The sequence below is a fragment of the Achromobacter sp. E1 genome (assembly GCF_037039475.1).
Taxonomy (GTDB): Bacteria; Pseudomonadota; Gammaproteobacteria; order Burkholderiales; family Burkholderiaceae_B; genus Achromobacter; species Achromobacter mucicolens.
Genome location: NZ_CP146253.1, coordinates 525,345 through 552,294, shown reverse-complemented (window position 1 = coordinate 552,294; position 26,950 = coordinate 525,345). Strand labels below are relative to the sequence as shown.

20 protein-coding genes are annotated in these 26,950 nt (G+C 67.3%); 7 read left to right on the top strand and 13 right to left on the bottom strand.

Translation table 11 applies throughout. The features are described from left to right. Nucleotides 1-164: 164 nt before the first annotated feature. From V6V88_RS02465 to V6V88_RS02420, 10 genes are all read right to left on the bottom strand, one after another. Nucleotides 165-2,741, bottom strand: coding sequence for an EAL domain-containing protein (locus V6V88_RS02465; RefSeq protein WP_223574149.1), 2,577 nt, complete (start codon nt 2,739-2,741; stop codon nt 165-167). A 39-nt stretch (nt 2,742-2,780) separates the two neighbouring features. Beyond that, nucleotides 2,781-3,578 (bottom strand): biofilm regulation diguanylate cyclase SiaD, encoded by a 798-nt coding sequence (gene siaD / locus V6V88_RS02460; RefSeq protein WP_142051408.1) that lies wholly within the window; start codon nt 3,576-3,578, stop codon nt 2,781-2,783. After that, nucleotides 3,575-3,952, bottom strand: coding sequence for a biofilm regulation phosphoprotein SiaC (gene siaC, locus V6V88_RS02455; RefSeq protein WP_128829858.1), 378 nt, complete (start codon nt 3,950-3,952; stop codon nt 3,575-3,577). Before siaC ends, siaD begins: the two co-directional genes overlap by 4 nt. Before the next feature lie 36 nt (nt 3,953-3,988). Continuing rightward, nucleotides 3,989-4,528 carry a biofilm regulation protein kinase SiaB gene (siaB, locus tag V6V88_RS02450; protein WP_056327466.1) on the bottom strand — a complete coding sequence of 180 codons (540 nt, stop codon included), beginning with the start codon at nt 4,526-4,528 and terminating at the stop codon, nt 3,989-3,991. A gap of 22 nt (nt 4,529-4,550) precedes the next feature. Next, nucleotides 4,551-6,536: a biofilm regulation protein phosphatase SiaA gene (siaA, locus tag V6V88_RS02445; protein WP_338617600.1), complete on the bottom strand. Its 1,986-nt coding sequence runs from the start codon at nt 6,534-6,536 to the stop codon at nt 4,551-4,553. Between the two features lie 322 nt (nt 6,537-6,858). After that, complete coding sequence (locus V6V88_RS02440) at nt 6,859-7,563, bottom strand: ABC transporter ATP-binding protein (RefSeq protein ID WP_062840220.1); 705 nt, start codon at nt 7,561-7,563, stop codon at nt 6,859-6,861. Next, a complete protein-coding gene (locus tag V6V88_RS02435) occupies nt 7,563-8,342 on the bottom strand; it encodes an ABC transporter ATP-binding protein (RefSeq protein WP_056327471.1) in 780 nt (259 codons plus the stop codon). Before V6V88_RS02435 ends, V6V88_RS02440 begins: the two co-directional genes overlap by 1 nt. Nucleotides 8,343-8,350: 8 nt before the next feature. Further along, complete coding sequence (locus V6V88_RS02430; protein WP_062840221.1) at nt 8,351-9,313, bottom strand: branched-chain amino acid ABC transporter permease; 963 nt, start codon at nt 9,311-9,313, stop codon at nt 8,351-8,353. A 2-nt stretch (nt 9,314-9,315) separates the two neighbouring features. Then, nucleotides 9,316-10,236: a branched-chain amino acid ABC transporter permease gene (locus V6V88_RS02425; protein WP_056327617.1), complete on the bottom strand. Its 921-nt coding sequence runs from the start codon at nt 10,234-10,236 to the stop codon at nt 9,316-9,318. A 202-nt stretch (nt 10,237-10,438) separates the two neighbouring features. Beyond that, a complete protein-coding gene (locus V6V88_RS02420; RefSeq protein WP_217619012.1) occupies nt 10,439-11,605 on the bottom strand; it encodes an ABC transporter substrate-binding protein in 1,167 nt (388 codons plus the stop codon). A gap of 236 nt (nt 11,606-11,841) precedes the next feature. Between V6V88_RS02420 and V6V88_RS02415 the strand changes: the two genes are divergently transcribed. From V6V88_RS02415 to V6V88_RS02385, 7 genes are all read left to right on the top strand, one after another. Then, on the top strand, nt 11,842-12,744 hold the full coding sequence (locus tag V6V88_RS02415; RefSeq protein WP_223574143.1) for an alpha/beta hydrolase: 903 nt from the start codon (nt 11,842-11,844) through the stop codon (nt 12,742-12,744). An 11-nt stretch (nt 12,745-12,755) separates the two neighbouring features. Beyond that, nucleotides 12,756-13,250 carry a MarR family transcriptional regulator gene (locus tag V6V88_RS02410; RefSeq protein WP_056327479.1) on the top strand — a complete coding sequence of 165 codons (495 nt, stop codon included), beginning with the start codon at nt 12,756-12,758 and terminating at the stop codon, nt 13,248-13,250. Nucleotides 13,251-13,300: 50 nt separating this feature from the next. Next, entirely contained in the window at nt 13,301-14,341 is a 1,041-nt protein-coding gene (locus tag V6V88_RS02405) for a hypothetical protein (RefSeq protein ID WP_338617596.1), read from the top strand. Nucleotides 14,342-14,475: 134 nt separating this feature from the next. Further along, on the top strand, nt 14,476-15,702 hold the full coding sequence (gene argJ, locus V6V88_RS02400) for a bifunctional glutamate N-acetyltransferase/amino-acid acetyltransferase ArgJ (RefSeq protein WP_223574139.1): 1,227 nt from the start codon (nt 14,476-14,478) through the stop codon (nt 15,700-15,702). Nucleotides 15,703-15,708: 6 nt separating this feature from the next. Beyond that, entirely contained in the window at nt 15,709-16,575 is an 867-nt protein-coding gene (locus V6V88_RS02395) for an ATP-binding protein (RefSeq protein WP_056327484.1), read from the top strand. Then, nucleotides 16,568-17,530, top strand: coding sequence for a Nudix family hydrolase (locus V6V88_RS02390; protein WP_063953926.1), 963 nt, complete (start codon nt 16,568-16,570; stop codon nt 17,528-17,530). Before V6V88_RS02395 ends, V6V88_RS02390 begins: the two co-directional genes overlap by 8 nt. Nucleotides 17,531-17,732: 202 nt before the next feature. After that, complete coding sequence (locus tag V6V88_RS02385; RefSeq protein ID WP_280002699.1) at nt 17,733-19,151, top strand: amidase; 1,419 nt, start codon at nt 17,733-17,735, stop codon at nt 19,149-19,151. Between the two features lie 16 nt (nt 19,152-19,167). Here the strand turns inward: V6V88_RS02385 and V6V88_RS02380 are convergent, their stop codons facing one another. From V6V88_RS02380 to V6V88_RS02370, 3 genes are read right to left on the bottom strand one after another with little or no spacing between them, the layout of a single operon-like run. Next, the gene (locus tag V6V88_RS02380) at nt 19,168-20,742 is read right to left on the bottom strand and encodes an efflux transporter outer membrane subunit (RefSeq protein ID WP_223574135.1); all 1,575 of its coding nucleotides are present in this window, start codon (nt 20,740-20,742) and stop codon (nt 19,168-19,170) included. Further along, nucleotides 20,739-23,852 carry a multidrug efflux RND transporter permease subunit gene (locus V6V88_RS02375; protein WP_338617592.1) on the bottom strand — a complete coding sequence of 1,038 codons (3,114 nt, stop codon included), beginning with the start codon at nt 23,850-23,852 and terminating at the stop codon, nt 20,739-20,741. The genes V6V88_RS02380 and V6V88_RS02375 overlap by 4 nt, the downstream gene beginning before the upstream one ends. Beyond that, a complete protein-coding gene (locus tag V6V88_RS02370) occupies nt 23,849-26,947 on the bottom strand; it encodes an MdtB/MuxB family multidrug efflux RND transporter permease subunit (protein ID WP_223574131.1) in 3,099 nt (1,032 codons plus the stop codon). Before V6V88_RS02370 ends, V6V88_RS02375 begins: the two co-directional genes overlap by 4 nt. Between the last annotated feature and the right edge of the window lie 3 nt (nt 26,948-26,950).

Below are 26,950 nucleotides of genomic sequence, written 5' to 3'. Positions count from 1 at the left end.
GGGGGGGGCCGCCTAGGCGAGTCCGGAGCGAAGGCTCCGGACCGCAATCGTGGCCCCGCGCACCCCGGGACGGCACCGTGCCGGACGTCTTAAGAACCGAACCCGCGAAACCAAGAGACCAAGCTAGCCTCCAGCCCCCGATCAACTGCAGGTAACCATTCCGATCACCCCCGAGCCCGCAACCACTCCTCAAGATCCCCCGCAGGCAACGGCGGTGAAAACAGAAACCCCTGCCCCGCCGCACACCCCTGCTCGATCAGGAAGCGCCGCTGCTCTTCGTTTTCCACGCCCTCTGCCACCACCGGCAGGCTCAGGCTTTCCCCGATCCGGATCACCGCGCTGGTCAGCGCCCGCGCTGCGTCGTCGCTCTCCAGTCCCTGAACGAAACTGCGGTCCAGCTTCAGTTCGTCGACGATCAGCCGGCGCAAGTGGCCCAAGCTGGAATACCCCGTCCCGAAGTCGTCCATCGAAAGCCGTACGCCCAGACGATGCAGTTCGGCGATCGTGCGCAGCGTGCCTGCCGTCGCGTCCAGCACCACGCCTTCCGTGATTTCCAGCATCAGATCCGCCGGCGCCAGCCCGAACTCGGCCAGCGTCGCCGCGATCATGCGCGGCAGGTTCAGGTTGTGGAAATTGGTTGCCGACAGGTTCACCGACACCGACGGCACGCGCAGGCCGTTGTGGCGCCAGATCGACAGTTGTGAGCAGGCTTCTCGGAGTGCCCAGTCGCCCAGGTCGCCGATCAGCCCGCACTCCTCGGCCAGCGGCACAAAGCGTGCCGGAGAGATGTCGCCCAGCGTCGGGTGACGCCAGCGGGCCAGCGCCTCCACCCCGTACAGGCTGCCGTTCTTCAAGCCCACCTGCGGCTGGTAATGCAAGCGCAATGCCTTGGCTTCCAGCGCGTCTCGCAACGCCGCTTCCAGCGCCAGTCTTTCCTGCGCCTGGCGGTTCATCTCCGCGCTGAAGAATGAAATGCGGTTGCGGCCCGCCGTCTTGGCCTGGTACATCGCCATGTCCGCATGGCGCAGCAGCGTATCCATGTCGCGGCCGTTTTCCGGGAACACGCTGATGCCGATGCTCACCGACGGGTTCAGCGTGATGCCGCCCACCGAGAACGGCTGCGCCAGCGCCACCAGGATGTGTTCCGCGGCGGCGGTCAGGCGGCCGTGTTCGAACTCCGGCATCAGCATCACGAACTCGTCGCCCGACAGGCGGCCCACGATGTCCGTCGCGCGCGCCAGGCGGCGCAGGCGCTGCGCCACGTCGCGCAGCAGCGCATCGCCGATCGGATGGCCCAGCGTATCGTTCACCTGCTTGAAGCGGTCCAGGTCCAGGAACAGCACCGCCACCCGTTTGCGTTCCGGTTCGGCGCGCGCGATCGCCTGTTCGGCCTGGGCCAGCAGCAGATTGCGGTTCGGCAGGCCTGTCAGCTCGTCGTAGAACGCCAGCTGGCGGATCCGGGCGCGGGCTTCCTCGCGTTCCAGCGCCAGCGCGCACAGGTACACGCACACGTCCACCAGACGGTGATGGAAATCGTCCGGCAGGCGGCGTTCGCGGAAATAGAAGCCGAACGTGCCGATCACCCGGCCGTCGCTCGACTTGATCGGCGACGACCAGCACGCCTTGTATTCCTCCGGCAGCGGCAGATGGCGGTAATCGTCCCACAGCGGGTCCGTGGCGATGTCCGGCACGATGACCGGGCGGCCCAGAAATGCGGCCGTGCCGCAGGCGCCCACCTGGGGGCCGATCGGCACGCCTTCCAGCGCGTCCGAATAGCCCTGCGGCAGGCTGGGCGCGGCCAGCGGACGCAATAGGCCCGCATCGTCCACCCGCACCACCGAGGCCGCCACTTCCGGAGCCAGGCGCTCGACCTCGCGGCACACCATGTTCATGACCTCGACCACCGAGGCCTCGTTCACCATCGCCTGCAGCACCCGGCGCTGCAGCACCTCGTGCACCTTCGTCGGCGTGATGTCCGTCAGCACGTCCACGATGTTGACCAGCGTCCCGCGCTCGTCGAACACCGAATTGGCCATGACCGACACCCACAACGGCTTGCCGCCCCGGTCGTAGACCAGCACGTCCTTGTGATAGCCCTCGCGGCAGGCGATGCGGCGATGCAGTTCCTCGCGCGTGCCGCCGTCGGCGCGGCCGCCGGACAGCAGTTCGCCCAGGTCCTGGTTGACCGCGTCGCCGCGCGAAAAGCCCAGCATGCGCTGAAAGCCGTCGTTCACATAGACGATGCGCCCATCACAGCCCGACACCGCCACCGCATTGCCGGTCTCGTTGATGCCCAGCATCAGAAGGCGGATTTCCTCCTGACGTTCGGCGTCCGCGATCGACTTGCGCGAGATGACCGACACACGGCCGACCTCGCCCGCTTCGTTCAGTTGCGGCAGGTAGGTCGCTTCGATCCACAGCGACGCGCCTGCCTTGGTGCGATAGCGGCAGGTGCCCGAAAAGTGCTGGCCGCGGCGCAGCCGGGCCCACACCTGCTCGCCGCTGCCGGTGCCCTTGCCTTCGTCCATGCTGTCGCACAGGACGTCGTGGCGCAGCGTCAGGGCCTCTTCGCGGGTGTAACCCACCGCGGCCAGGAAATTGGGATTGCCGTTCAACAAGGAGCCGCTGGCGTCGAAATCGAACAGCAGCAAAGCGCGGTCCATCGACGTCAGATAAGTGCCCACATGCCAAGCGGCGCCTTGGGGGTTCGTCTCCGAACCGCCAAGATGAGAATCAAGCATAAGGGGCTCCAACCCGGATAACAGCTGTTCCGGTTTCATTCAGCGCCTCGGAAAACCAAGGGCGACGCGATCGCGTCCGTCCTGCTTGGCCAGATACAACGCCTGATCTGCCCGGCTGAGCGTCTCTGAGAACGTTTCACCCAACTGGTGATGCGCCATGCCGATACTGACCGTCAGCCGCAGGACTTCGTCCCCGGCCGGCATCGCCATCGCCCGCACGTCGCCCACCAGGCGGTCCATGACCACCTGCGCGGCTTCCGGCTGCGTTTGCGGCAGCAGCACGAGGAATTCTTCCCCGCCCCAGCGGCCGCAGAGATCGTATTCGCGCAGGCTTTCGCCCAGCACGGCGGCCAGTTCCACCAGGGCGCGGTCGCCGGTTTCGTGGCCGAAACGGTCGTTCACGGCCTTGAAGTGATCCACGTCCAGCATCGCCACGACAAAGCTGTCGCCCGTGCGCGCGGCGCGCTGGACTTCCTGCTTGATCGTCTCCATCAGCGCGCGGCGGTTCAAGAGGCCGGTCAGGGGATCGCGGCTGGACGTTTCCTCGAGCGCGCGGTTCAGGTCGCGCATCATGTTCTGGTAGTGATCCGAGATCCGCGCAATGCGGGTCAACCTGCGCAACTGCCGATCGAACTGGTCGCACAGGCCCAGTTCACGTTCGTGCGCCATGCTTTGGTAGGCGTCCGAAAGCTGGGTCACGCGCTGGATGCGCGTCATCTGTTCCTCGGTGTGCCGCCAAAGCGCTTCCAGCGCGTCGCGCAGCGGATGGCCGGCATGCGCCGGATCCGCCAGCAGTGCGGCGATGCGCTTATCCAGTTCGGCGGCGCCCGGCTTCATTGGCGGCCGACCACCGAGAACGGGAACGTGCAGTCTTCCTTGAACTCTTCGGCCAGTTCGCCCACGCGCTCGTTGCGCATGTCGTAGAACCAGGTCACGCCGACCTCGCGGCCCTTGCGGTGCGCGGCCTCGAGCACATCGAAGATGTCCATCACGGACTTGATGCTGCTGGTGTTCAGGTACAGCAGTTCCAGCTCAAGCTTGAGCGGCGCGTCGCGGTCCTGCAGGTACGTCTCGACCCATTCAATGACCGGGCCGAACAGTTCGAAGGAATTCTCGGGATAGGAGTCGCCGCGCATCGCCAGCACGCCGGCGGCAGCGTCGGCGGCGATGGCGGGCGTGGACTGGGTCCCGGGAATGTTCAGGTCTTTCATCAAATACTCCGAAAATAATCCTTTGAACGCGCGTTCTCAGACCACCACGCTCAGGCTGAAGAAGGCCTTGCCCGGCTGTGCGGCGGGGGTCAGGCTGGCTTCCAGCGGAGCGCCGGCGCGGCGCGCGATGTCGATGAGGCCCAGGCCTGCGCCCGACGCCACGCCCTGCGTGCGCGGCTTGTGCAGTTGTGCCTTGTATTCGGCCTTCAGGGCCGCCTTGTCCAGCGCGGCCAGTTCCTGGATGCGAGCGACCAGGCTGTGGCCGTCCTCTGCGTTGACCAGATTGCCCGCCGACACCACGTAACGGCTTTCGTCGCGGCGGCCGATGACCACCGTGGCCGAGGCGTCCGCGTCGCCGTTCTGCGCGGCGTACTGGCGGATGTTCTGGATCATTTCGATGTAGACCGAGAACACATCCATCGCTTCGGCCGGGCGGACGTGCTCGGCGTTCAGGTAGTTCTTCAGCGCATTGCCGATTTCCTCGATCAGGCTGCGCGAGATCGGCCCGTTAAAGCACAGCAGCGTGCGGTTCTGGTCGAAGCGCGCGCCCAACGCGTATAGATCGGAGGCATTCATGAGGGTACCGCCTTGATAACGATTATTCGAAACGGAAAGACAGCAAGGTGATGTCGTCGCGCTGGGGCCGGCCGCCTTGGTACTCGGCAAGCGCCTGGCTGAATGCCGCCGCCTGTTCGGTTAACGGCCGTCGGGCGTGCGTCTTGAGCATTTCCGCGAACCGCGTGTTGCCAAAGCCGAAACCATGCTCGCCGCCCGCCTGGTCCAGGAACCCGTCGGTAGCCAGGTAGTACGTCCAGCCCGGCTCCATCTGCAGCACGATGTTCTCGTAAACCCCCATACGCTTGTCACCCAGTGCGCGCCGGGCGCCGGGCACTTCGCGCAGGGTTTCACCATCGCTTGCGTACAGGCTGATCTTGGCGCCTGCGTACAGCAACCTGCCGGATTGCCGGTCAATATATACCAGCCCCGCATCAGTGTTGGTGGCCAGGGCCCGCGGCAATTGCGCGTCGGCCAGCATCGCCCGGATGGCGTTGTCGGTGCGCGTCAGAATGCCGGCGGGATCGCCCGGGCCAACCTCGGTGATCGCCAGATCGATGGCGGCGCGCGCCAGCATCGTCATCAGCGCGCCGGGCACGCCGTGGCCCGCGCAGTCCATGATGCCCAGCAGGCAGTTGGCGCCGTCCGAGCGGAACACGTAGAAATCGCCGCCGACCACGTCGCGCGGCTTCCACAGCACGAAATGGTGGGCGCCGAGCGACTGGGTCAGTTGGCGGTCCGGCAGGATCGCGCGCTGGATCAGGCTGGCGTAATCGATCGAGTCGCCGATCTTCTTGTGCGCCGCGGCCATGGCGCGGTTGGCGTCTTCCAGTTCCGAGGTGCGTTCCCGCACCTTGGTTTCCAGTTCGGCCGTGTGCTTGCGCACCTTGTCGGCCATCACGCCGAACGCCCGGCTCAGGTCGCCGATCTCATCCTGGCCGCCCGGCGGCAGGCGCACGTCGTAGCTGCCGTCGGCGATTGCCCGGGCGGACTGCTGCAGGCGGCGCAAGGGGCGCAGCATCAGGCGTTCGATGGCATAGCCAAAGCACAGCAGCATCGCCGCAAACAGCACCACCAGGCCGATCGCGGCCGGCCACAGCCAGCCCGTGTCCAGCACCCGGGCGGCGCCCAGGTCGACCACGGTCAGCACGTGCCAGTGCAGCTCCGGCATGTACGCCACCGACACCAGCTGGCGCACGCCGTCCATCTTGACCCAAGCCGATTGCACCGACTGCGGGTCCGCCTGGGCCGCGTGCATGGCGGACAGCAGCTCGGCGCGGCCCTCGCCCTCGTCCAGCAGGCTGAAGACCATGCCTTTGCCGCTGGCCCCGCCCGCGCCCGAGTTGTAGGCGATCAGCGCGGGGTTCATGTGCGCCTGGATCGCGCCTTCCTCGTCCACGATGATGGGCGTGACGCCCGGCTGGCCGCTGTTCACGAATTCCTTCAGGAACCCGCCCACATCGAGCCCCGCGCCCGTCAGGCCCATGACCTTCTCGCCGTCGCGGATCTGCACGTTGATCCAGACCTTGGTCGTCTGTAGCTTCAGGTCGGGGTTGACGTTGATGTTGTAGGGGGCGGAAGACTTGATCGTGGCGTAGAACCAGCCGTCGTCGGCCGCGCTGGGGCTGAGCGTGTAGCGCGGCGTCTCGGACAGCGGCTTGTCGTCGTTGAAGTAGTAATTGCCCGAGGTGGCGCTGGCGATGAAATAGGCGCCGCCCAGCAGGTCGCGGCGGTAGCCGTCGGCCTCGCGGAAGAACAGCTCGCGCGCGGCGGGATCGTTTTCATTGCGAAGCCAGCGGCGCGTGACCTCGCTGTCGGCCAGGCGCTGCGACAGCGCGAGTTCGCGCGACACCGGGGCCAGGATCCGTTGGCGGTTCAGCTGCGTGAAGTTGTCGGCAAAGGCGCGGCCGAAGTGCTCGCGCACGCCGTCCAGCACCTGCCAGCCGATCAGCGCCGCCGGCGCCAAGGCGACCAGACACGCCAACAGCAGCGCCATTAGTGATTTCTTGCGCAATCCCCATTTCGCCATGCGAAGTCTTCCTGACAGCCTGATGCGATGTCACGCGCGAAAACGGGGGATGCAGGTCGGGTGCTTAGGCCGTACGAGGCGCCCTGCCATGCTGATGCCCCGCCTTTTGAGCCATGAGCCTGAACGCCGGCGCCCCATGCGGGCGAACCGGCGCGGCTAGTGTAGATGGCGGTGGGGTTTATTGATACAGGTGCAAACGTCTGGATGCGTTCGAGACACCCTAAGTTTCACGCGAGCAATATATATCTTGATTTATTGCGTTTTATATCAGCGCCTGTTACCACTCGCCGTCCCGATTTGCAGCTTTATTGCGACAGGCCGGCTACACGCCGAGATAGCGTTCCCATAGGCCCCGGTCCGAATCCAGGGCTTGGGAATCGCCCGTCCAGACCACTTTGCCGCGTTCCAGGATGACATGCCGGTCGGCAAGGCTAAGTAACCTTTCGACATACTTGTCGATCACCAGAATGGTCTGCCCGGCTTGCCGCAGGCGCGCCAGGCAGTTCCAGATTTCTTCCCGGATCTTTGGCGCCAGCCCCTCGGTGGCTTCGTCCAGGATCAGGAGCCGCGGGTTCGTGACCAGCGCGCGGCCGATGGCCAGCATCTGCTGCTCGCCGCCCGACAGCTGGTTGCCCATGTTGCGGGCGCGCTCGGCCAGCCGGGGAAACAGTTCGAACACGCGATCGGGCGTCCAAGGCTCGCCGATGTCCGGGTTGCGCCCCGCGACGAATGCCGTCAGGTGCTCGCGCACGGTCAGATTGGGAAAGCACTGGCGGCCTTCCGGGACAATTGCCACCCCGGCCCGCGCGATGCGGTCCGGGCTCCAGCCGCTGATGTCCTGCCCCGCGAAATGGATCTTGCCGCCGCGCAGCGGCAGCTGCCCGAACAGGGTGCGCAGCAGCGTGGTCTTGCCCATGCCGTTGCGGCCCAGCAGGGTCACGACCTGACCCGCGCCGATTTCCAGGTCCACGCCGAACAGCACCTGGCTGGCGCCGTAGCCGCTCTTTACCGATTCGATGGCCAGCATCACACGGTCTCCTCGTCGCCCAGATAGGCTTGGCGCACTTCCGGGTTGGCGCGGATCTCGTCCGGCGTGCCCGAGGCGATGACCCGGCCGTACACCAGCACGGACAGGCGGTCCGCAAGACGGAAGACCGCCTGCATGTCATGTTCAACCAGCAGCATTGCGGCGCGTCCCCGCATGGATTCGATCAGTTCGGTCAGCCGGACGGTCTCGTCCGGCCCCATGCCCGCCATGGGCTCGTCCAGCAGCAGCACCTTGGGCCGAGCCGCCAGCGCCAGCGCAAATTCCACCTTGCGCTGTTCGCCGTGCGGCAGCGTGCCCGCGGCGCGGCCAAGCAGGCTGGCGTCGATGGCGCATTCGCGCGCCAGTTCCCGCGCCTGTTCATACAGGGCCGACTCCGCGGCGCGCGGCTTCCAGAAGCGGAAGCTGCTGCCGGCGTGGGCCTGCACGGCCAGCACCAGGTTATCCAGCACGCTGGACTGCTTGAAGATGTTGGTGATCTGGTAGGACCGCGACAGCCCCGCCGCCACGCGCTGGTGCGCGTTCATCGCGGTAACGTCGCGGCCGTCCACCTCCAGCGTGCCGGCATCGGCGGACAGCGTGCCCGACAGCAGGTGGATCAGCGTGGACTTGCCGGCGCCGTTGGGGCCGATCAGGGCGTGGATCTCGCCCGGCTCCAGCGACAGCGACACGTTGTCGGTGGCCACCAGGGCGCCAAAGCGGCGGACCAGTCCGCGTGCCTGCAAGGCGTGCGTGCCGGTCGCGCGGGTCGTGGGATTCATCGGAGTGCTCATGAGCCCACCTTGCCGGATTGCGGGGCAGCGCGCCCGCTGAACAGCGGCCCGAACAGGCCGACCAGGCCGCGCGGCGCGCCAAACACCACGCAGAGCAGCAGCACGCCCAGGGGCAGGTGCCAGTATTCGGTCCACAGACGCAGCACTTCTTCCAGCGTCAGCATCACGACCGCGCCGGCCACGCCGCCGTAGCGCAGGCCGATGCCGCCCACCAGGACCATGATCAGCAGGTTGGCCGACTGGGTCCAGTGCATGAGGCTGGGCGAAATGAACAGGTTGTGGTTGGCAAGCAGCGCGCCCGCCAGCCCGGCGGCCGCGCCGCTCAGCGTGAAGGCCACGAGCTTGATGCGGTAGACGGGGTAACCCATCGATTCCATGCGCGATTCGTTCTCGCGGATGCCCTGCAGCGCCATGCCGAAGCGCGAGGCGACCACGCGGCCGAAGGCCCACATCAGCAGCGCGAACAGCGCCAGCACCAGGTAATAGAAACTGACGTCGTGGGCGAGATCGATGCCCGGCAGCGTGGAATAGCCCGGCAGGTTCAACCCGTCTTCACCGCCGTATTGGCGCAGCGAGATGAAGATATAGAACAGCATCTGCGCGAACGCGAGCGTGATCATGATGAAGTACACGCCGCGCGTGCGCAGCGAGATCGCACCCGTGATGCAGGCCAGCACGCCCGCCAGCAGCATCGCCACCGGCCAGGACACCAGCGCGGACGTGACGCCGGACATGGCCAGGATGCCCACCGCGTAGGCACCCGCGCCGAAGAACGCCGCGTGGCCCAGCGCCACCATGCCGCCGTACCCCAGGATGAGGTTCAGGCTGGTCGCCGCCAACGCGTAGATCAGCACGCGCCGCACGAAGGAAATGTAGAAGTCCAGGCCCAGCATGGGCGCCACCAGCGGAAACACCGCCAGCGCAGCCAGAAGGACCACGGTCCAGATCTTGGTTTTCATGGTCAGCCCCGCGCCGGAAAGAGGCCAGAGGGCCGGAACACCAGCACTGCCGCCATCAATACATAAATGGCGATGGCCGCGAGCGTCGGACCGACGCTGGAGGCCACGGCCGGAGAAAACACCTGACGCAACAGCATCGGCAGAAACGCCCGGCCGGCGGTGTCGACCATGCCGACCAACAGCGCGCCCACGAAGGCGCCCCGGATCGAGCCGATGCCGCCGATGACGATGCACACCAGCACCAGGATCAGAATCTCTTCGCCCATGCCCACCTGCACCGAGGTGATCGGGCCCAGCAGTGCGCCGGCCACCGCGGCCAGCATGGCGCCCAGCACGAACACGCCCAGGAACAGCAGCGGCACGCGCACGCCCATCAGGGTGGCCATCTGGCGGTTGGAAGCGCCGGCCCGGACCAGCACGCCGGCGCGGGTCCGCGTCACGAACCAGTACAGCCCGGCAGCCGCCGCCACGCCGAAGACGATGATCATCAGGCGGTAGGCGGGATACAACAGGTCAGGCAAGAGGCGCACGGGACCGGACAGCATCGCGGGCATGTTCAGCATGACCGGCGCCGGGCCCCAGATCATCTTGACCAGGTCATTGGCGATGAGGATGACGGCGTAGGTGCCCAGCACCTGCGCAAGGTGGTCGCGCAGCGCCAGGCGGCGGATGAGCGACAGTTCCAGCACGATGCCGACGATGCCCGTGGCGACCGCCGCCACGAGGACTGCGGCGGTGAACGAGCCGGTGCGTTGCATGGTTTCGGCGGCGACATAGGCGCCAGCCATGTAGAGCGAGCCGTGAGCCAGATTCATGATGTCCATGATCCCGAACACCAGGGTCAGCCCGGCCGCAATCAGAAACAACATCAACCCAAACTGCAGACCGTTCAGCAATTGCTCGACGATCAGCGTAAACGTCATGAAAACTTCCCCCTTGCCGCGCGCCGCCGAAGGCGAGCGCCGACACAATCACCAAAACCAACTGAGAACGCGTCAGCGGCGCATCAGCGACGCATCACCCCCGCACACGAGCCGCCGCCCCCAAGCGGGGTCGCGCGGATCCGGCTTTGCCGGTCCGCTGCGACGCCCCCTGGGGGGGAAGCGCGCAGCGCTTCGGGGGGGGTCACATCTTTTTGCAGTCGCCCACGTAGACGTCCTGGTACTTGTCGAACACCTTGCCCACCAGCTTGTTGGTGATGCGGCCGCTGCCATCCTTGTCGACGACGCGCAGGTAGTACGCCTGGATCGGGTAGTGGTTCTTGCCGTAGGTGAAGCTGCCGCGCACCGAGGGGTAGTCGGCCTTTTCCAGCGCCTTCACGATGGCTTCCCGGTCGGTGGCCTTGCCGCCGGCCTGCTTGACGGCGGCGTCCATGGCCATGATGACGTCATACGCCTGGGCGGCGTAGACCGAGGGGTAGCGGCCGTTGTATTCCTTGCGGAAGGCGTCGACGAAGGCCTTGTTCTGCGGCACGTCCAGGTCATGCGCCCATTGCGCCGTGTTGTACATGCCCAGCATGGGGTCGCCCACCGCCTGGATCACGTCCTCGTCAGCCGAAAAGCCCGGGCCGATCAGCTTGACGTTCTGGGACAGGCCGGCCGAGACGAACTGCTTGACGAAGTTGATGCCCATGCCGCCCGGCAGGAAGATGTAGACGGCGTCCGGCTTGGCGGCGCGGATCTGCGCGATCTCGGCGGCGTAGTCGATCTGGCCGAGCTTGGTGTAGACCTCGTCGCCCGGGGCGGTCTTGTAGCCGCGCTTGAAGCCGGTCAGTGCATCCTTGCCGGCCGGGTAGTCCGGGGCCATGATGAACATCTTCTTGAAGCCGCGGTCCGCCGCGACCTTGCCGGCCGCTTCGTGGAACGCGTCGTTCTGGTACGACGTGCCGAACCAGTAGTTGTTGCACTGCGCGCCGGCGAACTGGCTGGGGCCGGGGTTGTTGGACAGGTAGGGGATCTTGGCGGCGAACAGCGCGGGGCCGACGGCCAGCGCCACGTTCGAGCCGATGGGGCCCGTGAAGAAGTCGACCTTTTCGCGCTGGATGTAGCGCGTGACGAGCTGGCGGGCCTGGTCCGGATTGCCGCCCATGTCGGTTTGCAGGAATTCCGCGGGCTGTCCGCCCAACTTGCCGCCCAGTTGCTTGATGGCCAGATTGAAGCCGTCGCGGGCCTCGGCGCCCAGCGCCGAGAACGGGCCCGAGATGTCGTTGGCAATGCCGACCTTGACGGTGTCGGCGTAGGCCATGGCGGGGACCAGGGCGGCGGCAGCCAGGAAGGAAGTGATCAAACGCATGGTGGTGTGCTCCGTGCGCGAGCCCGCGCAGAGGGTGTTCTTTTTGAAGGTGCGATGCGAAAGACTTCTGTGCCCGGCCCGCCGGCGCGATGGTCGCCGCCGTCAGGCCGTGCCGGCAGGAGGTATGCCTGCCACGCCGCAATCCCCTCAAGCAGCACAGGGAAAACTGGCGTGGTTCATAGTTTAGGTTTAAAGTATTCGGCAAAACAAGTCTAGGGTTTTTACCACCTGCCGCCATGGACACCCTCTACCGCAACTACGATCGCGCTCAGCTGGACGTCCAGTACAACGCTCGCGCGACAGTACCCGACATCCAGCCGATACTCAAGAAATACGCCGAGGACAGCGCCACTGCCCGCCGCACGCTGGATTGCGCGCTGGACGTGCCTTTTGGCGACCATCCCGACGAATTGCTGGACATATTTCCAGCCGCCGGCGCCGCGTCCGGCAAACCCGGCGCGCCCGTCTTCGTGTTCATCCACGGCGGCTACTGGCGCCTGTTGTCCAAGAACGAGTCCAGCAACATGGCGCCCGCGTTCACCCAGGCAGGCGCGGTGGTCGTGGCCGTGAACTATTCGCTGGCCCCGGCCGTGACGCTGGACCGCATCGTCGACCAGAACCGGCGCGCGCTGGCCTGGATCCATCGCCATATCGCGCAGTACGGCGGCGACCCGGCACGCATTCACATTTGCGGCAGCTCCGCGGGCGGCCACCTGGTCGGCGCGCTGCTGGCCAGCGGCTGGCATGCCAGTTACGACGTGCCGCCCAGCGTGGTCCGGGGCGCCGCGCCGCTGTCGGGCCTGTTCGACCTGCGCCCGCTGGTGCACACGCACATCAACGAATGGATGCGGATGAGCGAGGCCGACGCCATCCGCAACAGCCCCGCGCTGCAGCTGCCGCAGGCAGGCTGCCCGCTGGTGGTCAGCTACGGCGAATCCGAAACCGACGAATTCAAGCGCCAGAGCAATGATTACCTGGCCGCCTGGCGCGAACGCGGGTTTCCCGGCAGGTATGTCCCGATGCCGGGCACCAATCACTTTGATATCGTCCTGACGCTCAACGATCCGAACAGCCCGCTGACCCAAGCCATCTTCGAACAGATGGGTCTGGCGCCCTCATCACCACCGCATTCCCGGTAATCTTCCGAGCCATGACCGACACTCCCGACCTGGAATCCCGCGCCGCGCCCGACGACCATCACGCGCTGCGCCTGTGGCTGCGCATGTTGACCTGCGCCAATCTCATCGAAGGAGAGATCCGCAGCCGCCTGCGCAACGAATTCGACACCACCCTGCCCCGCTTCGACCTGATGGCGCAATTGCAGCGCGCGCCCAAGGGCATGAAGATGGGCGAGCTCTCGCGTCACATGATGGTGACCAACGGCAATATCACGGGCATCACCGACCAGCTCGAAAAGGAAGGCCTGGTGGTGCGGACCAAGGTTGAATCGGACCGCCGCAGCTCGCTCATCAAGCTGACCCCGCAAGGCAAGAAAAGCTTCTCTCGCATGGCGCGGGCCCACGAAAACTGGGTCAAGTCGATGTTCGCCGACCTGCCCGAATCCAGCCGCAACGCCTTGTTCCAGGCGCTGGGCGAACTGAAGCTGCAGGTGGTGGCTACCCGCTCGGCGGCCAACCGCGATTAAGCGTTCTTGCGCGCCGGTTCCGGGGGCCGGATTGGCGCATAATTGCCGCCATGATTCCGGTATCTCTTCCTGGCGGTAATTTCTACGTGTTGATGGCGGCCTCGCTGGCCTGCCTGTCCACGTTGCTGACCTGGCTCGCCGTCCTGGCCACCTCGCGCGGCGCCCGCGAATGGCTGGCCGTCCACCGGCGCGCCGGCACCGTGCTCATGACCTTGCTGGCGGTCGTCGGCGCCATCTTTCCGTACCAGCAGTTCAGCCAGTGGTTCGTGGCCCAGCGCGATGCGCAGGCCGACGACGCGCGCAAGACCGTGCTGGCCCAGCCCACGCAACTGGCCGGGGTGCAGATGCCCGCCGGCACCACCCTGCGGCTGGCCACGCCGGGCGACCTGGCCTCGTTCGACCGCGCCACCTTTCCCGAAGCCCATCCCGCCGAGATCCAGGGCGTGGCAGCGACCCAGCTGTTCCGCTACCCCGCGACCAGCAAGCAACCCGAAACGCTCTCCGCCGAAATCGCGCGCGACCAGGCGCTGGAGGGCTGGCTGTGCGCCCACGGCCACCGCATCGAATTCGTCGTGCATGGCGGGCATCCGCAGTTCTCGAGCTGCCACCTGGCCATCGGCAACACGCTTGACCAGCAGCCCGTGCCCGCCGGCGCCTGGCTCAAGGTCGATCCCGCCCTGCGCGGCACGCCGCTGGACAAGAGCGGATCCGGCCCGCGCTGGCTGCTGCGCACCGAGGGCAGCGATTCCCTGACCGTGGCCAGGATTCCCTTGCTGAAGGTGGATCTGCAACTGGACGCGCAGCGCCGGATGCTGGGCTTCGAGGGCCTGGCGGCGCGCGACACCGTGCTGGGCGACATGACCTATCCGCCGGGCACGCGCGTCCTGTCCGCCAATCCGCGTCTGCAGGGCGCGCAGCCGGGCGACCTGCTGTTCTCGCCCTCGCGCGGGCGCTCGGCGCGCCGGGCCGGCGGCGAAGACATTCCCGCGGGCAAGTCGGTGCTGCAGGCGCCCGACGGCACCGTGCGCAGCGTGCTGAGCAACCGCGAGGCCGGCGTGCTGGACGTGGCCGCCATGCGCATCGGTCCCTGACGCGGACGCCCCGCCCCTCGGGTTGCCGAGGGGGCCGGACACCGCCCCCGGATCCGGTGGGATAATACGAAGCTTTCCCGCACGCCGCCGTGCCTGGCGGCGGTTCCGTCCCGCTCACTCCAAGAGACGAAGTCATGGCCGTTAATCTGCAGATCCCCTCCGAGTCCGAAATTTTCCCTGTTGCCGGCATAGAAATCGGCGTCACCGAGGCTGGCATCCGCAAGGCCAACCGGCGCGACCTGACGGTGTTCCGCCTGGCCGAAGGCACCAGCGTGGCGGGCGTCTTCACCCGCAACCGCTTCTGCGCCGCCCCGGTGCAGGTCTGCCAGGCCCACCTGGCCGCCGGCGGCCCGATCAGCGCCCTGGTCATCAATACGGGCAACGCCAACGCCGGCACCGGCGAAGAAGGCCTGAAAAAAGCCAAGGACACCTGCGACGCGCTGGGCAAGCTGCTGGGCGTGCCCGCCTCGCAGATCCTGCCGTTCTCCACCGGCGTCATCCTTGAGCCCCTGCCCCTGGACCGCCTGGTCGCCGGGCTGCCCGCCGCCATTGCCGACCTGGCCGCCGACCACTGGTCCAGCGCTGCCCACGGCATCATGACCACGGACACCCTGCCCAAGATTTCGTCCGCCAAGGTGCAGATCGACGGCAAGACGGTCACCTTCACCGGCATCAGCAAGGGCGCCGGCATGATCCGTCCCAACATGGCCACCATGCTCAGCTTCCTGGCCACCGACGCCGGCATCGCCCAGCCGCTCCTGCGCAAGCTGGCCGTGGAAATCGCCGACGCCTCGTTCAACCGCATCACGGTCGACGGCGACACCTCCACCAATGACTCCTTCATCATCGCCGCCACCGGCAAGTCGGGCGTCAACGTCAATAGCGAGTCCGACGCCGCCTACGCCGCCGTGCGCGAGGCCCTGACCGCCGCCGCCCTTGATCTGGCAACCAAGATCGTGCGCGACGCCGAAGGCGCCACCAAGTTCATGACGATCCGCGTCGAAGAAGCCGGCACCACCGAGGAAGCCCTGAAGGTCGCCTACGCCGTGGCGCATTCGCCGCTGGTCAAGACCGCGTTCTTCGCGTCGGACCCCAACCTGGGCCGCATCCTGGCCGCCGTCGGCTATGCCGGCATCGATGACCTGGATGTCTCCAACATCCGCCTGTGGCTGGACGACGTGCTGGTTGCCAAGAACGGCGGCCGCAACCCCGACTACCAGGAAGCCGACGGCCAGCGCGTCATGAAGCAGGCCGAAATCTCGGTGCGCATCGCGCTGGGCCGCGGCCAGGTCAGCGACACCGTCTACACCTGCGACTTCTCGCACGAGTACGTGTCGATCAACGCCGACTACCGCTCCTGATCGACCATGACGGCAAACGAGTTCACCACCCTGATCCAGCGCGCCGAACGCGTGCTGGCGCAGCTGGAGGCCTTCCTGCCTCCGGCCCCGCCCGAGATCGACTGGTCGGCCCACGCATTCCGCTGGCGCAAGCGCGGCGCGCGCGGCTGGCTGGACGCCGTGCGCCACGTGGCGCGCATCGACATGCAGGACCTGCAGCACATCGAGCGCCAGAAGGCCACCATCGACCGCAACACGCTGCAGTTCCTTGAAAAGAAGCCCGCCAACAACGTGCTCATGACCGGCGCGCGCGGCACCGGCAAGAGCTCGCTGGTCAAGGCCATGCTGGCCGCCTACGGCGACCGCGGCCTGCGGCTGATCGAAGTCGACAAGTCCGACCTCGGCGACCTGGCCGATATCGTCGAACTGGTGGCGGCGCGGCCCGAACGCTTCATCGTGTTCTGCGACGACCTGTCCTTCGAGGAAGGCGAAGCCGGCTACAAGGCGCTGAAATCGGTGCTGGACGGGTCGGTGTCGGCCTCGGGCGACAACGTCCTGATCTACGCCACGTCCAACCGGCGCCACCTGATGCCGGAATACATGAGCGAGAACCTGCAGGCCAAGCACCAGCCCGACGGCGAAATCCACCCCGGCGAAACCGTCGAGGAAAAGATTTCGCTGTCCGAGCGATTCGGGCTGTGGCTGTCGTTCTATCCGTTCAAGCAGGACGACTACCTGGACATCGTGTACCACTGGCTGCGCGAACTGGGCTGCCCCGAACAGCACATCGAACCGTCGCGCACCGAGGCCCTGCAATGGACCATCGAGCGCGGCTCGCGTTCGGGCCGCGTGGCCTATCAGTTCGCGCGCGACTGGGCGGCCCGCCATGTCTGAAAAGATCGTCGACGTCGCCGCCGGCCTGATCCTGCGTCCGGACGGCAAGCTGCTTCTGGGCCAGCGCCCCGAGGGCAAGCCGTGGTCTGGCTGGTGGGAACTGCCCGGCGGCAAGCTCGAACCCGGCGAGACCGTGCTGCAGGCGCTGGCGCGCGAACTGCAAGAAGAAATCGGCATCCGTGTCACGCAGTCGCGCCCGTGGGTCACCTATGTGCACGCCTATCCCCACACCACGGTGCGCCTGGCGTTCTGCCACGTCACCGGCTGGGAAGGCGAACCGCAAAGCCTGGAAAACCAGCGCCTGGAATGGGTGGATCCGGCCAACGCGGCCGCGGTGGGCGACTTGCTGCCCGCCACCCTGCCGCCGCTGCGCTGGCTGCAGCTGCCCACCACCTATGGCATCAGCGGCATCGGCTCGCGCGCGGGCATCGCGCCGTTCCTCGGCCGGCTGGACGCGGCGCTGGCGCGCGGCGTGAAGCTGGTGCAGTTCCGCGAACCGCAGTGGCCCGACGGCGTGGGCGCCAGTTCGCTGCACGAGGTGCTGCAACAGGTGGTCAAGCGTTGCCGTGCAGCCGGCGCGCGCGTGCTGGTCAACAGCATCCATCCCGTTGCCTGGTGGAAGGAAGCCGACGGCGTGCACCTGCGCACGGCGGATGCGCTGCGTCTGACCGCCCGTCCGGAATTGCCGCGCAACGCCCTGGTCGGCGTGTCCGCGCATGACAACGCGCAGGTGGTCCATGCCCGCGAACTGGGCGCGGACTTTGCCGTGCTGGGTCCCGTGCTGGACACGCCCAGCCATCCCGGCGCGCAGACGCTGGGCTGGGAAGGGTTCGTGCAAGGCAACCGCGACGCGGGCATTCCGGTATTTGCGCTGGGCGGACAATCCACCCAGACGGTCTCGCAAGCCTTGCGGCACGGCGCGCACGGCATCGCCGGCATTCGCGGCATTCTTTGACCGCCTTAACCGCTCGCGCCTCGCTCCTTTACGCGCCACCCGCGCAACCCAAGCGGCCCATGCCTTTCGCATGGGCCGTTTTGCATTCCGCCCGGGCGGGAAAGCGCGCATAGACCAAACGTGCGCGCCGTTGCACGCTACATCCCGAGGCCTGGCCGCCACGCGCGGCCCGGCAGGCAATCGGCATTACATCGAGGAACGCATGTCTGAAATCGCATTTGCCACGATGAGCGATCTGGCGGACGGGCTGGCGAAGGGCCGCTACAGTGCCGTGGAAGTGACGCGCCACTTCCTGGACCGGATCGACCGGGCCAACCCGGCGTTGGGCGCATTCGTCAGCGTCGACAGCGCAGGGGCGTTACGGCTTGCCGAGGCATCCGACGCACGCCGGCGAGCCGGCTATGGGATGCTCAGCGCCCTGGACGGCATTCCCGTGGCCATCAAGGACTTGTGCGACATCCAGGGGCAGATCACCACAGCGGGCTCCGAGGCCTGGCGCGAGCGGCGCAGCGGCGTCACCGCCACCGCGGTGGCACGGCTGCTGAACGCGGGCATGGTGCTGCTGGGCAAGACGCACATGGTCGAATTCGCCTTTGGCGGCTGGGGCACCAATCCGGTGATGGGCACGCCCCGCAATCCGTGGGACCTGAATCGCGCACGGGTGCCCGGCGGCTCGTCCAGCGGATCCGGCGTCGCCGTCGCGGCCGGGCTGGCGCCCGCGGCGCTGGGGTCGGACACGGGCGGCTCGGTCCGGATTCCGGCGGCGCTGAACGGCATCACCGGCTTGAAGACCACGCGCGGACTGATCAGCCTGCACGGCGCGGTGGCGCTGTCGCCCACGCTGGACACCTTGGGCCCGCTGACGCGCGACGCCCGCGACGCAATGCTGCTGACCGCGCTGATGGCCGGATCCGATACCCATGACCCCCTGACGTTCGGCATTCCCGCCTTCGATTACCGCGAGCCGTATTCCGGCCCGCAACCGCTGCGCGGCAAGCGGATCGCGTTGATGCCGGTTGCACAGCACCCCATTGCCGTGGAAGCCGATGCGCTGTCAGCCCTGGACGACGCGCGCCGCGTGCTGGCCGCGCTGGGCGCCGACGTGCAGGAAACGCCCCTGCCCTTCGATTTTCACGAGATGATGCAGCGCAACGGCCAGATCATCGCCGCGGAAGCCTATGCGCTGCACCGCGGCCACATCGAGGACACGGCGCAGCCCATCGGCCAGTACGTGCGCGCCCGCGTGCTGTCGGGCAAGGGGATCTCGGCGGCCGACTACATCGGCGCGTTGCAGGCGCATGCGCAGGCGCGCCGCGACTGGCTGGACTGGATGCAGGAGTTCGACGCGATGCTGACGCCTTGCGTGCCATTCGGCGCGCGGCAGCTGGTCGACGTGGACGAAACGGCCACGCCGCTTGCGTCGTTCACCCGCGCCGGCAACTACGTCAACGCCGCAGGACTGGCGCTGCCCGCAGGCTTCACCAGCGACGGCCTGCCGCTGGGCGTGCAGTTGCTGGGCAAGCCGAACGCGGAGGCCGTGCTGGGCCGGATTGGCATCGCGTTCCAGGCGGTCACCGACTGGCACCGCCAGCGGCCGGATCTGAAGGCGGTGGGTTTGTAGGGCAGGCTACCCGCGGCTAGCGCGAGGGCGCCGGCGGCGTTTGCTGCGCCGGTGCTTGCGGCGCAGCTGTTTGCGATGCAGGCGCCGATGCAGGCGCCACCGCCGGCGAGGTCGCGGCGTCCGCCCGCGCCGTTTCCATGGGCGGCAGACCCTCCCAGCCGCCGCCCAGCGCGACGATCAGGTTGACGCTGGCCACGAGCCGGTTGCCCAGCAGGCTCAGGGCATTGCGCTCGCTATTGAGCGCGGTGGCGTCGACCACGGCCACGCTCAGGTAGTCGACCAGGCCCGCCTTGTATTGGTTCTGGATCAGGCGCAGCGATTCCCGCGCGGATTCCAGCGCGCGCCGCTGCACGATCTGCTCCTGCTCCATCACCCGCAGCTGGATCAGGTAATCCTCGACCTCGCGCAGCCCGGTCAACGCCGCCTGCCGGTAGGCCGCGGCCTGCGAGTCATAGGACGCGCGGGCCTGCTCGACCTGGGCCTCGCGCGCGCCGCCGTCGAAGATCGTCAGCGCCAGCGCCGGCCCCAGCGACCAGAAGCGCGCGGGCGCCGTCAGCAGCTCGGCAAACTCGCCATTGCGAAAACCGCCGTCGGCCGACAGGGTCAGGCTGGGAAACCACGCTGCCTGCGCCACGCCGATCTGCGCGTTGGCGGCGGCGGCGCGGCGTTCGGCGGCCGCCACGTCGGGACGGCGTTCCAGCAGTTCGGACGGCAGGCCCACGGGAATCTGCGGCAGCCGCAACGCGAAGACCGCGGGCGGCAGGCTGAATTGGGACGGCGCCAGGCCCATCAGGACGGCGATCGCGTGCTCGTACTGGCCCCGCTGCCAGTCCAGGTCGATGGACTGCGCGCGCGTGCTTTCCAGTTGCGTGCGCGCCACCGCCACGTCGGCTTGGCCGGCCACGCCGACCTCATAGCGGTTCTGCGTGAGCTGCAGGGATTTTTCATAGGCGGCCACGGTGGCGTCGAGCAGGCGCTTCTGCTCGTCCAGCACGCGCAATTGCAGATAGGTCTGCACCAACGCGGCCTGCGCGCTCAGCCGGGTCGCGCCCAGGTCGGCCAGGCTGGCGGCGGCGCTGGCTTCCGAGGACTCGACGCTGCGGCGCACACGGCCCCAGACGTCAAGCTCCCAGCTGACGCTGCCGGTCAGCGAATACTGGTTGGATACGTTGCCGCCGGAACCGGTGGACGAACCGCTTTGCCCGCCGTTGCCGCTGCGGCTCATGCCCGCGCCCGCGCCCACGGTCGGATAAAAGCCCGAGCGCGCGCCGCGCACCAGGCCAAGCGCCTGGCGGTAGTTCGCCTCGGCCTGCGCAATGGTCTGGTTCGAGGTGTTCAGCCGGTCCACCAGCCCGTTCAGCGTGGCGTCGTCGTAAACCGTCCACCACGCGCCGCGATCGGCCTCGTCGCGCGGTTGCGCGGGCTTCCAGCCGGGCACCTCGACCTGGCCTTCCTTGTAGGCGGCGCCCACGTCGAGCGCCGGACGCTGGTAGTCGGGCCCGACCGCGCACGCGCCCAGCAGCGCGCACAGCGCAAGCGTGACCGCGGCGCGGGGAAATGAGGCGAAAGCAGACGGCGTGGTACGGATCATGTGTGTTTGATGGAAGCGGAATCGCCGGCCCGCCCCGCGCGCCGGCGTGCGGCCCACAGGCGGAAGCGATCCAGATAAAGATAGACCACCGGGGTGGTGTACAGCGTGAGGATCTGGCTCAGCACCAGGCCGCCCACGATGGTAATGCCCAGCGGCTGGCGCATCTCGACGCCGGCGCCCGTGGCCAGCACCAGCGGCAGCGCGCCGAAGATGGCCGCCATCGTGGTCATCATGATGGGCCGGAAGCGCGTCAGGCAGGCCTGGAAGATGGCGTCGCGCGGCGTCATGCCGTGGTGGCGCTCGGCGTCCAGCGCAAAGTCCACCATCATGATGGCGTTCTTCTTGACGATGCCGATGAGCAGGAACACCCCGATCAACGCGATCAATGTGAAATCGTAGCGAACCAGCAGCAGCGCAAGCAGCGCGCCCAGGCCCGCCGACGGCAGCGTGGACAGGATGGTGAGCGGGTGGACGAAGCTTTCGTACAGGATGCCCAGCACGATGTACATGGTGACCAGCGCGGCCAGGATCAGCCAGGGCTGTTGCGACAGCGTCTGCTGCAACGCGGCGGCGGTGCCCTGAAAGCCGGCCTGGATCTGGTCGGACGGCAGGCCGATGCGGGCCACCGCGTTGTCGATCGCGGTGGTCGCCTGCCCCAGCGACACGCCGGGCGCAAGGCTGAACGAGATGGTGTCCGCCACGAACAGCCCCTGGTGACTCACGCTGAGCGGCGCGTTGGCGTTTTCAAGCTTGGTGAACGCCGACAGCGGCACGCGCGCGCCGTCCGCGGTGATGACTTCGACCTGGCGCAGCGACTCGATGTCCTGCGCGAACTTCGGGTCCACGCCCAGCACCACGTGATACTGGTTGAGCGGCCCGTACATGACCGACACCTGGCGCTGGCTGAACGAATTGTTCAGCACCGTGGAGATGGTGGCCATGCTGATGCCCAGCCGCGTGGCGGCTTCCCGGTCGATGACAAGGTTGATCTCGCGGCCGCGGTCCTCGACGTCGGCGTCCACGTCGGTGATCTCCGGAATCTTGGCCATCGCCTGCTGCACCTTGGGCATCCAGGTGCGCAGCAGCTGCAGGTCGCCGGACATCAGGGTGTAGTCGTACGAACCCTGGCTTTGGCGCCCGCCAATGCGGATGTCCTGCTGCGACACCAGGAACATGCGCGCCCCCGGCATGTTCTGCAGCTTCGCGCGCAGGCGATTGATGACCACGTCGGCCGAAACCTTGCGCTCGTCCAGCGGCTTTAACTGGATCTGCATGAAGCTGCTGTTGCTGCCGCCGCGCCCGCCGGCGTATCCGGTCATGCTTTGCACGGCCGGATCGGCCAGCACCACCTTGCGCAGCGCATCGAGCTTGGGCAGCGTGGCCTGGAAGGACGTGCCCTGGTCCACCCGGAAAAAGCCCAGCAGCTGGCCCGTGTCCTGCTGCGGAAAAAACCCCTTGGGCACCACCGTATACAGGTACACGTTCAGGCCCACGGCGATCGCCAGCGTCAGCATCATCAGCCGCCCGTGCGCCAGCGCCCAGCCGAGCGACACGCGATAGCCGTTCTTCATCGATTCAAAGGCGCGTTCGGACCAGCGGGCCAGCCGGCCCGGCGGCTTCTGTTCCTTGGGTTCGGGCCGCAGCAGGCGCGCGCACATCATGGGCGTGAGCGTCAGCGACACCACCAGCGACACCAGGATCGACGCCGACAAGGTGACCGCGAACTCGCGGAACAGGCGCCCGACCACGCCGCCCATCAGCAGGATGGGGATGAACACCGCCACCAGCGACAGGCTCATCGACAGCACCGTGAAACCGACTTCGCGCGAGCCGCGCAGCGCGGCGCGCATTGGCGACATGCCGCGTTCGACATGACGCATGATGTTCTCGAGCACCACGATCGCGTCGTCCACGACAAAGCCGGTCGCGACGATCAACGCCATCAGCGAAATGGTGTTCAGCGTGTAGCCGCACAGGTACATGATGCAGAACGTGCCGATCAGCGACACCGGCACCGCCACGCTGGGAATGATCGCCGCCCGCCAGCGCCGCAGGAACAGCAGCACCACCAGCACCACCAGGCCCACGGCGATGATGAGCGTCAGCTCGGCCTCGTGCAGCGACGCCCGGATGCTGGGCGTGCGGTCCTGCGCAACCCTCATGTTGACGTCGGCGGGCATCAGCGCCTGCAACACGGGAAGCTGGGCGCGCACGGCGTCCACGGCTTCGATGATGTTGGCGTCGGCCTGCCGGCGCACGATCATCAGAATGGCGTTGCGGTCGTTGTAGAAGCCGGTCTGATATAGGTCTTCGACCGAGTCCTCGACGCGGGCCACGTCGGACACACGCACCGGCCGGCCATCGCGCCAGGCCACGATCAGCGGCCGGTATTCCTCGGCGCGGCTGAGCTGGTCGCTGACCATGATCTGCCAGTGGTAGCGGTCGTTTTCCAGCACGCCCTTGGGCCGGTTGGCATTGGCGTTGGCCAGCGTGGCGCGCAATTCGTCCAGCGACACGCCCTGATTGGCCAGGGCGCCGGGCAGCACGGTCACGCGCACGGCCGGCAGCGAACTGCCGCCCACCGTGACCTCGCCCACCCCGTCCACCTGCGACAGTTTCTGCGCCACGATGGTGGACGCCAGATCGTAGAGCTGGCCCTGGCTGAGCGTGTCGGAAGTCAGCGCCAGCGTCAGGATGGGCGCGTCCGACGGATTGGACTTGTGATACGTGGGATTGCTGCGCAGGCCCGTAGGCAGCAGCGAGCGCGCCGCGTTGATGGCGGCCTGCACGTCGCGCGCGGCGCCGTTGATGTCGCGCGACAGGTCGAACTGCAACGTGATGCGGGTAGAGCCCTGCGAGCTGCGCGAGGTCATTTCGGTGACCCCCGCGATGCTGCCCAGCGACCGCTCCAGCGGCGTGGCGACGCTGGAGGCCATGGTCTCGGGACTGGCCCCCGGCAGGCTGGCCGACACCGAAATGGTCGGAATGTCCACCTGCGGCAAGGGCGCGACCGGCAAGAGGAAGAACGCAAGCATGCCGGCCAGCACGACCGCCAGGCTCAGCAGCGTGGTCGCCACCGGCCGGACGATGAAGGGCGCCGACAGGATCATCGGGCCGCTCCGGCCGATTGCGCGCCCGCTCCGCGCCAGCGGCGCGACATGCGGTCGAACATCAGATAGATGACGGGCGTGGTGAACAGCGTCAGCACCTGCGACAGCAGCAGGCCGCCGACCATGACCAGACCAAGCGGCTGGCGCAGTTCAGCGCCGGTGCCCGTCGACAGCATCAGCGGCAAGGCGCCGAACAGCGCCGCCAGCGTGGTCATCAGGATGGGCCGAAAGCGCAGCAGCGCGGCCTCGTGGATGGCCTCGCGCGGCGCCAGCCCGCGCTTGCGTTCGGCATCCAGCGCGAAGTCGATCATCATGATGGCGTTCTTCTTGACGATGCCGATCAGCAGAATGATCCCGATGATGCCGATCATGTCCAGCTCGGTGCCGCTGATGAGCAGCGCCAGCAGCGCCCCCACGCCCGCCGACGGCAGCGTGGACAGGATGGTGATGGGATGGATGTAGCTTTCGTACAGAACGCCAAGCACGATGTACATCGTGACCACGGCCGCCAGGATCAGCCACAGCGTGCTGGACAGCGAATTCTGGAACGCCAGCGCCGCGCCCTGGAAGCGGGTCTCGACGCCGGCCGGCATGCCGATCTCGGCTTCGGCCGCCTTGATGTTCTCGACCGCGTCGGACAGCGAGGCGCCGGGGGCCAGATTGAACGACACCGTCACCATCGGGAACTGGTCGAGCCGGTTCACGGCCAGCACCGTCCTGCCTTCGCTGATATGCGCGACCGACGACAGCGGCACCTGCGCGCCCGAGGACGTGGGTACGTGAATCTGCCCGAGCGCGCTGGGCGACATCTGGAACTGCGGCAGCACCTCGAGCACCACGCGGTACTGGTTGGACTGCGTGAAGATGGTGGAGATCAGCCGCTGGCCAAAGGCGTTGTACAGCGCCTCGTCGATGATGGCGGCGGTGATGCCCAGGCGCGAGGCCGCGTCGCGGTCGATTTCCACCCAGGTCTGCAAGCCGTCGTCCTGCAGGTCGTCGGCCACATCCATCAGGCCGGGCACGGCGCGCAGGCGGTCGACCAGCTTGGGCGTCCATTCGCTCAGCACCTTCAGGTCGGGATTGGACAGCGTCATCTGATACTGCGTGCGGCTGACGCGGTCTTCGATGGTCAGGTCCTGCACCGGCTGCATGTAGACGGTCAGGCCGTCCTGCTTGTTCAGGTTTTCCTGCAGGCGCGCCATCACCGCGCGCAGATCGCCGGTGCGCTCGGCCTGCGGTTTGAGCGAAATCTGCATGCGGCCGGCGCTGAGCGTGGCGTTGCTGCCATCCACGCCGATGAAGGACGACACGGCGGCCACGTCGGGATCCTGCAGCACCAGGCGGGCGGCGGCCTGCTGGCGCTCGGACATGGCGGCAAACGAAATGGACTGAGGCGCCTGCGTGATGGCCTGGATGAGGCCGGTGTCCTGCTGCGGAAAGAACCCCTTGGGCACCACCATGTACAGCAGCACGGTCAGCGCAAAAGTGGCCACCGCCACCACCAGCGTCAGCGTCTGGTGGCGCAGCACCACCTGCAGCATGCGGTCGTACGCGGCGATGACGCGGTCGATGAATGCGCCCGTGGCCCGATGAAAGCGCCCATGCTTCGTTTCGGATTCCGAGCGCAAGAGGCGCGCGCACATCATGGGCGTGAGCGTCAGCGACACCAACAGCGAAATCAGGATGGCCACCGCCAGCGTGATCGCGAATTCCCGGAACAGCCGGCCCACGACTTCGGTCATGAAGAGCAGCGGGATCAGCACGGCGATCAGCGACAGGGTCAGCGAGATCAGCGTGAAGCCGATCTGCGACGCGCCTTTCAGCGCGGCCTGCATCGGCTTTTCGCCTTCCTCGATATGGCGGGCGATGTTCTCGATCATCACGATCGCGTCGTCCACCACGAAGCCCGTGGCGATGGTCAGCGCCATCAGCGTCAGGTTGTTGATGGAGAACCCGGACAGATACATGATGCCGAACGTGCCCACCAGCGACAGGGGCACGACAACGCTGGGAATCAGCGTGGCCGTCAGGCTGCGCAGGAACACGAACGTGACCATGACCACCAGCCCCACGGCCAGCAGCATTTCAAACTGCACGTCGGCGACCGAGTCGCGGATGGTCTGCGTGCGGTCCGACACCACCGTCACGTCCAGCGTGGCGGGCAGCGCGGCGCGCAGTTGCGGCATCAGCGCCTGGATGCGGTCGACCACGTCGATCACGTTGGCGCCGGGCTGGCGCTGGATGTTCAGCAGGATGGCGGGCTTGTCGCCGGCCCATGCGGCCTGGCGCGTGTCCTCGGCCCCCTCGACCGCGCGCGCCACGTCGGCCAGCCGCAGCGGCGCGCCGTTCTTGTACGCGATGATCAGGCTGTTGTAGTCGGTGGGCGACTTGAGCTGGTCGTTCGCGTTGATGGTGGTGGAGCGCTGCGGGCCGTCCAGGTTGCCCTTGGGCTGATTGACGTTGGCGCCGACGATCGCGGTGCGCAGGTCGGTCAGCGACAGGCCGTTGGCCGCCAGCGCCTGCGGGTTCACCTGGACGCGCACCGCGGGCCGCTGCCCGCCCGCCACGCTGACCAGACCCACGCCGGGGATCTGCGACAGCTTCTGCGCCACGCGCGTATCGACCAGGTCGCGCACCTGCGGCAGCGGCATGGTGGGAGACGTGATCGCCAGCGTCAGCACGGCCGCGTCCGCGGGATTGACCTTGTTGTAGGTGGGCGGCACCGGCAGGTCGGACGGCAGCAGGTTCGAGGCGGCATTGATGGCCGCCTGCACCTGCTGCTCGGCCACGTCCAGCGGCAGCGTCAGATTGAATTGCAGCGTGATGACCGAGGCGCCGCCCGAACTGGTGGACGACATCTGGTTCAGGCCGGGCATCTGGCCGAACTGCCGCTCCAGTGGCGAGGTGACCAGCGAGGTCATGACGTCGGGGCTGGCCCCGGGGTACAGCGTCACGACCTGGATCGTGGGGTAGTCGACCTCGGGCAGCGCCGAGACGGGCAGGAAACGGTAGGCGATGAGGCCCGCGATCAGGATGGCCACCATCGACAGGGTGGTGGCCACGGGGCGCAGGATGAATAGGCGCGACGGGCTCACGGC